Below are 7,333 nucleotides of genomic sequence, written 5' to 3'. Positions count from 1 at the left end.
GCCATTGCCGCCGCCGTGGCGGGCGAGGTGGCCCTGACGCCCTTTCAGGCGGCCCGGCGTACCGTGCGCGAAAACGGCTTCGAGCAACGCATTAGCGTGCGCCATGCCAGTGGCCTGGCAGCGATCAGGCCGCAGGACGAGATTACGGCGATCAGCATCTGCGGCATGGGCGGCGAGACCATCCGCGATATTCTTGCAAGTGGCAAGGCACACCTGAGCGGACGGGAGCGCCTGATCCTGCAACCCAACGGCGGCGAGCAGCCTTTACGGCAATGGTTGATGGAAAACCACTACCACATCCTTTGCGAAGAACTGCTGCGGGAAAACCGTTTCTACTACGAAATCATCGTCGCCGAACGCATCGGACCGGTGAGCTATACCGCCGAGCAATTGTACTTTGGCCCCTTCCAGATGCAGGCGCGCAGCCCGCTGTTTCTGGGTAAGTGGCAACGTATGCTGGGTGAAAAACGCAAGGTTCTGAGCAATCTTGCCCTGGCGCGCCAGGCCGTGCCCGAAGCCCGGGTGGAGGAAATTGCCCGACAGGTCAGATGGATCAGCGAACTGCTGGCTTGAGTCTCGACTCATGCGGCGCAGTCATGCCAGCAAGTGTACTTGAAGGGGTTCGCTGAGCCTGTTCAGGGTTGAGTGTTGCCATCGAGCATGGCAATAAAGTGCTGTATCAGCGGTGACGGGTTATGGGCATGCCAGTTCATGTACAGGCCGATGGTCGGGTTGGCAGCGCCTGTCAGCGGCCGGATCGGGCGGAACGCTACCTTGTCGCGCAGCGTCGAGCCGGCGAGGGATTGCGGCACCAGGGCCACGCCAAAACCGCAACTTACCAGGCCGATCAGGGTATGCAGCTGTGCGGCCTCCTGAACCACCCTGGGGTAGAACCCGGCGTTTTCGCACAGGCCGATCAACTGGCCGTGATAGCCGCTGCCCAGGGCTTGTGGAGTAAAGACAAAGTCTTCGTCAGCAAAATCGCGCAGCTCGATGGGCCCTGACTGCGCCTTGGGATGATCCAGGGGCAGGGCCATGACTATGGCCTCGTCGAGCAACAGGCGCGATTCGATGTCGGCTGCGATGAAGGGCAGTTTGCGCATAAAGGCGATATCGGTCTCGGCAGCCAGCAGCGCCTCGGCCTGGCTGGAGGAAGGCATTTCCTTGATCACCAGCTGGACCTGGGGAAAGGTTTGGCGAAACTGCCTGAGGCTGTTGAGCAACGGCTCGTAGTACGCGATAGATACCGCGCTGACAGTGAGCACACCGGCTACCCCTTGCGCCACCTGGCGGGCGTACTCCACCCCCTGTTCCAGTTCCTTGAGTGTGCGACAGGCCGCCTGCAAAAAGGCCTGGCCTGCGGGCGTCAGCTTGACCTCGCGCCTGCTGCGGGTGAACAGGGCTAACCCCAGCTTGTCTTCCAGTCGGCTGATCGCCTGGCTCAGGGGTGGCTGGGCCATGTGCAGGCGCACGGCGGCCTTGTGGAAATGCAGTTCCTCAGCCACCGCGATGAACTGACGGAGCAGTCGGGTTTCGATCATGTGCAGTGTTCCTTCCTTTGAACGGGGTTATCTGCGAACACCGCCGCTCTCACAGAGGGGCTGATAGGCAGCGGGTATCAACGGGCCTGTTGAACGGTATTAAACAACGCGCCTTTTGATTGTTACGGTGAAGTATCAATCAAGAGGGCATCCTTATGGACTTTAACGGCAAAACCGCAATTGTAACGGGTGCTGGCCGGGGCCTGGGCTTGAGTTATGCCAGGGAGCTGGCACGGCTGGGCGCCCATGTGCTGATCAGTGATATTGGCGCAGACAGGCAAGGCGCAGCAGCAGATGCATCCGTTGCCCATGACGCCGCGCAAGCGCTGGCAGCCCAGGGCTACAGCGTGATCGGTCATCACGGTGAGTTGGTCAGCGAGACGGGTTGCCGGCAGTTGGTCGAAACGGCCGTCGAAGCGTTCGGGCGGCTGGATATTGTGATCCACAACGCGGGCTGGGTCGGTTACCAGGCTATTGAAGAAGCGCAGCCTGAGTTTGTCGAGCGCGCGCTGGGGATCAATGTGTATAGCCCGATCTGGCTGTGCAAACATGCCTGGCCGTACCTGCGCCAATCATCGGCGGCGCGGGTGGTGCTGACCTCTTCGGACCGGGCCATGTACCAGCCCTATGCCCAGCCGGGCCTGACCGCCTACGCCGCCGGCAAGATGGCACAATTGGGCATCATGAATGCCCTGAGCAGGGAGGGTGCCGCCGATGGCATCCTGGTAAACGCAGTAGCGCCGGTGGCCAAGACCCGGATGTGGGGCGTTAACGGCGAACCGGACAACCTCAAGCCCCAGTGGGTGACCCCCGGTGTGATCTTTCTGGCCTCGGCTCAGTGCCAGGACAGCGGCTATATTCTGCGGGCCAGCAATGGTCAGTTCACGGCAACGCGGTTTGTCGAGAATCCCGGGGTGGACTACCCCCTGGATCTGGCCCGAATCAGGGCCGACAGCGCCGAGCAGGTCGCCCGCCTGTGGGAGCAGATCAAGGAATGCTGATGCTGGGGTCGGTCTTGTTAATTGTGCTTACCACTTAAGTAGGGGGCGCTGCGGCCATTGCGTGAAAAAGCCCTGTGCAAGTTGATATGCAGCGCTTTTTATAACCTGAGCATTAGTCCTTAAGTCGAGTCGCGGCAGCCTTATAGAGAGTATTAATACCAAGGAGTGAGTTGTGGGTTCGAGCCCGTGGCGTTGTCATGTTCCCCAGGATGGAAACTCCCTCTGATGCGAGTGCTGGGAGCTTTCGAACTCAGGCATGACAGATTCAAGGGAGCTGATTATGAACACCCAACTCTGGTTGAAAACAAGCACGGCCCTGTTGTTGGTCATGAGCGCCAGCCTGGCGGGCTGCCACAGTGGTGGTGGCGGGCATCACAGCAGTGACAGCGCAAGCACGCCGACGCCGCCGACCAATCCGACCACGCCAACTGATCCCACTACACCGACAGATCCAACTGATCCGACTGATCCAACCAATCCGCCTAACCCGGCAGTTACCCCGCCTCTGGTCACGGGGCAGGTCGCCGGTGAAGTCGGCACCGGACTGGGCGGTGTCGGCACCCTGGTCAGCGGCGTGGGCACCACCCTGACCACCGTTCCTGTGGTCGGCGCAGCAGGCGGGTTGGTGGTCAATACCGGTAATGCCGTGACTTCCATTACCGATGGCGTGACCAATGGCCTGGGCTCGCTGGGCACTGACAAAAACTCGCTGGGCATTACCGTGGCTGGTGTTACCAATGGCGTCAGCGATGTGGGTAAAGGCGTTTCGTCTCTCGGCACAGGTGTCAGCGCTCTGATCGACAACACACCGATCAGTCAGGTCCCGCTGGTAGGCGGTGTAGTGGGCAAGGTCACCGGCACCGCGGGCGGGCTGGTGGACAAGGTCGGCACCACTGTCACCATGCTTGGCAACACACTGACCACCAATGTGACCAGCGGCCAATTGGGCAAGGCTACCGGTGGTTTGAATGACAAGGTCGTGGTCCCCGTGATCTCAATGGTGGAAAACGTCACAGGCAAGGTAGGCACCACCACCGGGTTGGGGCAGCCGGTGGACGGGTTGTTGACGAAGGTTGGCGGCGTGGTCGGCGGGCTGGGTGACAAGGTAGTCGATACCGGCAAGAACCCGCTCACCAATGTGGTGGGCGGTGTGCTAGGCGGTGTGGGTGGGGCACTGGATAAATCCGGCGGTTACCTGAACCCGACGACAACCACCGGCACCGGCACAAGCACAACTACCGGCGGGCTGGGCGGTTTGCTGGGCGGGCTGGGCACGGCCACAGGTTCAACCGGTACTCAGACAACCACCGGCGGCACAGGTGGTTTACTGGGTGGCAGTACTGGCTTGCTTGGCAGCCTGGGCGGCACGACCGGTACCCAGACAAACACCGGCACCTCGGGTGGCGCAAGTGCTTCCGGCGGGCTGGGTGGTCTGCTTGGCGGCCTGCTAAACAAAAACTGACTGGCCGCGCGCGGACGCTGTTGTACGGTTCGGTCTGTACCCCTGAAGTTCAGGTGCAGACCGGGCTGTTTTTCGTTCACCCTTGGCTGGTTTTATTGGCAATTGCGTTCTCTGCCAGCGCTGGGCATCATCCAATGTCCGCACTCAAGGAAGCGTCCCATGGTCACTGCGACACTGCATCTGATGTGCGGCAAGATCGCATCAGGCAAATCAACCCTGGCCAGAACGCTTGCGGTGGAGCACAGCGCGATATTGCTGAGCGAAGATAAATGGCTCTCATCGCTTTATCCCGGTGCGATCAATTCGGTAACCGATTACGCAGCCTACAGCCTGAGGATTCGCGGTGTGCTGGGGCCTCTGGTGATCGACCTGCTGGAGTCCGGTGTGGATGTGGTGCTGGATTTTCCTGCCAATACCATTGCCGGCCGTGAATGGTTGCTCGGCCTGGCAGAAACCGCGCGTGTGCCGCACTGCCTGCATTATCTCGCTGTGGACGACGACACCTGCCGTGCGCGCCTGCATGTACGCAACCAGCTTGCCGAGCATGACTTTGCCGCATCGGATGCCGAGTTTGATCTGATCACCACCTACTTTCGCTCCCCGGATGCAGACGAGGGGCTGGTGATTGTTACTTACCCCCGGCCTCTTGCATGATCCAGTGCATAAATGCCCTGACCTCATCCCGTTGCATTGCCTCCACCCGCGTTACGGCGTAGTAGGCAAAGCGCGCCGGCCACGGCTTGTCCATGACTTGTACCAGGCGGCCTGCAGCGATTTCTTCAGTTGCGTACTCCTGGGGCACCAAGGCCAGCCCCTGGCCTGCTTCGGCTGCGCGGATCAATAAAAAATCGTCCTCAAAAGCAGTTCCGCGCTCGGCGCGCGGGTCTTTGCCCACGCCATGGGCGCTGAGCCACAACAGCCAGTCGGCACGGTCAGCGTCATGCAGCAGGGGGAAGTCGAGGCAGTCCTGCGGCTGTGCCGGCCCCGGGTTGCCAGCCAGCAGGGCGGGGCTGGCGACGGGGATCAGCACAGGCGCCATCAAACGGGTCACGTGCAGGCCGGGATAGACCCCAAGCCCATGGCGCAAGGCAATATCGACACGCCCACGGTGCATGTCCACCAGCGCGGAAGTGGCCTCGACACGCACCTCGATATCCGGATGCAGGCGGTTGAATCGTCCCAGGCGCGGCACCAGCCATGAGGCGGCAAAGGTTGCCACCGTACTGATCGTCAGGGTCTGGCGCGCAGTGCTTTGTTGCAGTGACAGCATGGCCTGCTCGATTTGCCCGAAGGCCTCAAGCAGGGTCGGGTGCACAGCTGCGCCAGCCTCTGTAAGCCGCAAGCCGCTGCGTTCGCGGGTAAACAGCGGCATGCCGACCCGGTCTTCCAGCAGGCGGATCTGCTGGCTGACGGCACCTGAGGTGACATTCAGCGTTTGCGCGGCCGCCTTGATGCTGCCTTGCTGGCCTACTTCGACAAATGCTCGCAAGGCGAGAAGGGGCAGTGAAGCTGCCATAGGCTTTAGTTTTCCTGAATCTGGTGTGCAGAAATGATCGTTTCCGCTGACACACAGCGAAAGCGATGATGTTCCGAGTTTAGAGATGCTGTGCAAGTTCAGTAAAACTATATCTAACCGGACGCCCTGCATGAACCCCATGATCACGTTGTATACCGACAGCTCGCCCAATGGTTTCAAGATCACCATTGCCCTGGAGGAACTCGGTTTAACCTACCACCTGCGGCACGTAAACATTGACCAGGGCGAGAACCGCAGCCCGGCGTTTTTGCGCCTCAACCCCCACGGACGCATCCCGGTGCTGGTCGACGCCAGCAGTGGCATCACATTGTTTGAATCGGCAGCCATCCTGCTGTATCTGGCCGATATCACTGGCCGACTCTTGCCCGTCGAACCCGCCAAACGCTGGGAAGCCACCCAGTGGCTGATGTTTCATGCTGCCAGCGTGGGGCCTGTGATGGGTCAGCGCGTTCACTTCGAGCTGTTTGCCGCAGACAAAATTCCCCAGGCCATTTCACGCTACCGGCGCCTGATGGATGAAGCCTTTACCACCCTGGACAACCGCCTGGCCGAGCACCCCTATCTGGCCGGTGACGAGTACTCGATTGCCGATATTGCCCAGTTTGGCTGGACCCATATCGCGCAGGTCATCGACTTCGATTTCAGCGCCTATAAGCACCTGAGCGCCTGGTACCAGCGCATTGGCGCCAGACCTGCAGTGCAGCGCGGCATCGCTCTGCCTACTCGCGCCACCGGCGCTTGAACCAGGGGATCAATATGAACACTACAGATCAGGCCACAGGCCAGTCGTCGCCCGCATTTGCCAGCCACCGCGGTTATCGGCGCATGTTCGCGGCCAATCAGCTGACCCTCGGGATATTTCTGCCATTGCGCTTTTACAAGGGCGACATGGCGGTACTGGCCGGGCAGGGCGAGCGGGTTCGCGACATCGACCGATATGGTTTTGCCGCAGTCTGGGTGCGCGACGTGCCGTTGTTCGATCCTGCCTTCGGTGATGCGGGGCAAGTATTCGACCCCTTTACCTACCTGGCGTTTCTGGCGGCTCACACCCGCTCGATTGCGCTGGCAACCGGCAGTGCAATCTTTTCGTTGCGCCATCCCATAGATCTGGCCAAGGCCAGCGCCACCATCGATCAGTTGTCGAACGGGCGCCTGGTCATGGGTATCGCCTCGGGAGACCGGGCCATTGAGTTTCCCGCCTATGGTCTGGAGCACGCCCGGCGGGGTGAGCGGTTTGCCCAGAGCGTGACGTATTTCCGCCAACTGATGCAGGCCCGTGCGCCGGTTATCGATTCGGCACTGGGGCATATGGCCGGAGCCGAATTTCTGCCCCGGCCCGTGGCGGGTGCCATCCCCCTGATGGTCACCGGTTCATCCCGTCAGTCACTGGCCTGGATTGGCGAGCATGCCGATGGCTGGCTGACCTTTCCCGAATCGACCCACGACCGCGCAGGGCCGCAACGCCTGGGCGAAAAGATCCGGGCCTGGCGCCAGTTGATCCCGGACGGCGGGTTCAGGCCGCACATGACCAATGAATGGCTCGACCTGGTTGATGATCCCGATTATCCCCGCACCTCTTTACAGGACGGTTATGTGTTGCGCACCGGGCGCAATGGCCTGATTGATCTGCTGGGTGAATGGCAAGCAGCAGGGGTCAACCATGCGGCCCTGGGTATCCAGTTTTCGGCGCGGCCTGCGGCAGAGGTCATACAGGAGCTGGCAGAGCACGTGTTGCCGCATTTTCCTTCCCATCAGGGGCCGGGCCGTGTCGGGCCAGCATGGTGAAGGCACC

General features: G+C 61.0%; 8 protein-coding genes. 6 read left to right on the top strand and 2 right to left on the bottom strand.

What is annotated here, in order from left to right; all coding sequences use genetic code 11:
• A partial coding sequence (locus GHO42_RS20230; RefSeq protein ID WP_153384176.1) for a tRNA (adenine(22)-N(1))-methyltransferase TrmK occupies positions 1-573 on the top strand: 573 nt, incomplete at its 5' end.
• 62 nt (positions 574-635) lie between these two features.
• On the opposite strand, the gene GHO42_RS20225 is transcribed toward GHO42_RS20230, so the two are convergent.
• Positions 636-1,541 carry a LysR family transcriptional regulator gene (locus GHO42_RS20225; protein ID WP_095000103.1) on the bottom strand — a complete coding sequence of 302 codons (906 nt, stop codon included), beginning with the start codon at positions 1,539-1,541 and terminating at the stop codon, positions 636-638.
• A gap of 155 nt (positions 1,542-1,696) precedes the next feature.
• On the opposite strand from GHO42_RS20225, the gene GHO42_RS20220 reads away from it, so the two are divergent.
• From GHO42_RS20220 to GHO42_RS20210, 3 genes are all read left to right on the top strand, one after another.
• Positions 1,697-2,542: an SDR family NAD(P)-dependent oxidoreductase gene (locus GHO42_RS20220; RefSeq protein WP_095000104.1), complete on the top strand. Its 846-nt coding sequence runs from the start codon at positions 1,697-1,699 to the stop codon at positions 2,540-2,542.
• A 280-nt stretch (positions 2,543-2,822) separates the two neighbouring features.
• Positions 2,823-4,004 carry a collagen-like triple helix repeat-containing protein gene (locus GHO42_RS20215; protein WP_153328331.1) on the top strand — a complete coding sequence of 394 codons (1,182 nt, stop codon included), beginning with the start codon at positions 2,823-2,825 and terminating at the stop codon, positions 4,002-4,004.
• A 159-nt stretch (positions 4,005-4,163) separates the two neighbouring features.
• A complete protein-coding gene (locus GHO42_RS20210; RefSeq protein WP_095000106.1) occupies positions 4,164-4,658 on the top strand; it encodes an ATP-binding protein in 495 nt (164 codons plus the stop codon).
• On the opposite strand, the gene GHO42_RS20205 is transcribed toward GHO42_RS20210, so the two are convergent.
• Positions 4,633-5,520, bottom strand: a complete 888-nt coding sequence (locus GHO42_RS20205; protein WP_153328333.1) for a LysR substrate-binding domain-containing protein — start codon at positions 5,518-5,520, stop codon at positions 4,633-4,635. The genes GHO42_RS20210 and GHO42_RS20205 overlap by 26 nt on opposite strands.
• A gap of 139 nt (positions 5,521-5,659) precedes the next feature.
• Between GHO42_RS20205 and GHO42_RS20200 the strand changes: the two genes are divergently transcribed.
• Together GHO42_RS20200 and GHO42_RS20195 are read left to right on the top strand one after the other, a co-directional pair.
• Complete coding sequence (locus GHO42_RS20200; protein WP_153328351.1) at positions 5,660-6,283, top strand: glutathione S-transferase family protein; 624 nt, start codon at positions 5,660-5,662, stop codon at positions 6,281-6,283.
• A 14-nt stretch (positions 6,284-6,297) separates the two neighbouring features.
• Positions 6,298-7,326: an LLM class oxidoreductase gene (locus tag GHO42_RS20195; RefSeq protein ID WP_095019872.1), complete on the top strand. Its 1,029-nt coding sequence runs from the start codon at positions 6,298-6,300 to the stop codon at positions 7,324-7,326.
• The last annotated feature ends 7 nt before the right edge of the window (positions 7,327-7,333 follow it).

The organism is Pseudomonas sp. FSL R10-0056 (assembly GCF_009600105.1).
GTDB classification, from domain to species: Bacteria; Pseudomonadota; Gammaproteobacteria; order Pseudomonadales; family Pseudomonadaceae; genus Aquipseudomonas; species Aquipseudomonas bubulae.
The sequence above is the reverse complement of the archived record's forward strand: the minus strand, read 5'-3'. Positions and strand labels throughout refer to the sequence as shown.

What these genes read in the sequence shown, in the direction of transcription:
- GHO42_RS20200 (WP_153328351.1), top strand. Translation starts at nt 5,660, where the DNA reads ATGATCACGTTGTATACCGACAGCTCGCCCAATGGTTTCAAGATCACC.
- GHO42_RS20220 (WP_095000104.1), top strand. Translation starts at nt 1,697, where the DNA reads ATGGACTTTAACGGCAAAACCGCAATTGTAACGGGTGCTGGCCGGGGC.
- GHO42_RS20195 (WP_095019872.1), top strand. Translation starts at nt 6,298, where the DNA reads ATGAACACTACAGATCAGGCCACAGGCCAGTCGTCGCCCGCATTTGCC.
- GHO42_RS20225 (WP_095000103.1), bottom strand. Translation starts at nt 1,541, where the DNA reads ATGATCGAAACCCGACTGCTCCGTCAGTTCATCGCGGTGGCTGAGGAA.
- GHO42_RS20215 (WP_153328331.1), top strand. Translation starts at nt 2,823, where the DNA reads ATGAACACCCAACTCTGGTTGAAAACAAGCACGGCCCTGTTGTTGGTC.
- GHO42_RS20205 (WP_153328333.1), bottom strand. Translation starts at nt 5,520, where the DNA reads ATGGCAGCTTCACTGCCCCTTCTCGCCTTGCGAGCATTTGTCGAAGTA.
- GHO42_RS20210 (WP_095000106.1), top strand. Translation starts at nt 4,164, where the DNA reads ATGGTCACTGCGACACTGCATCTGATGTGCGGCAAGATCGCATCAGGC.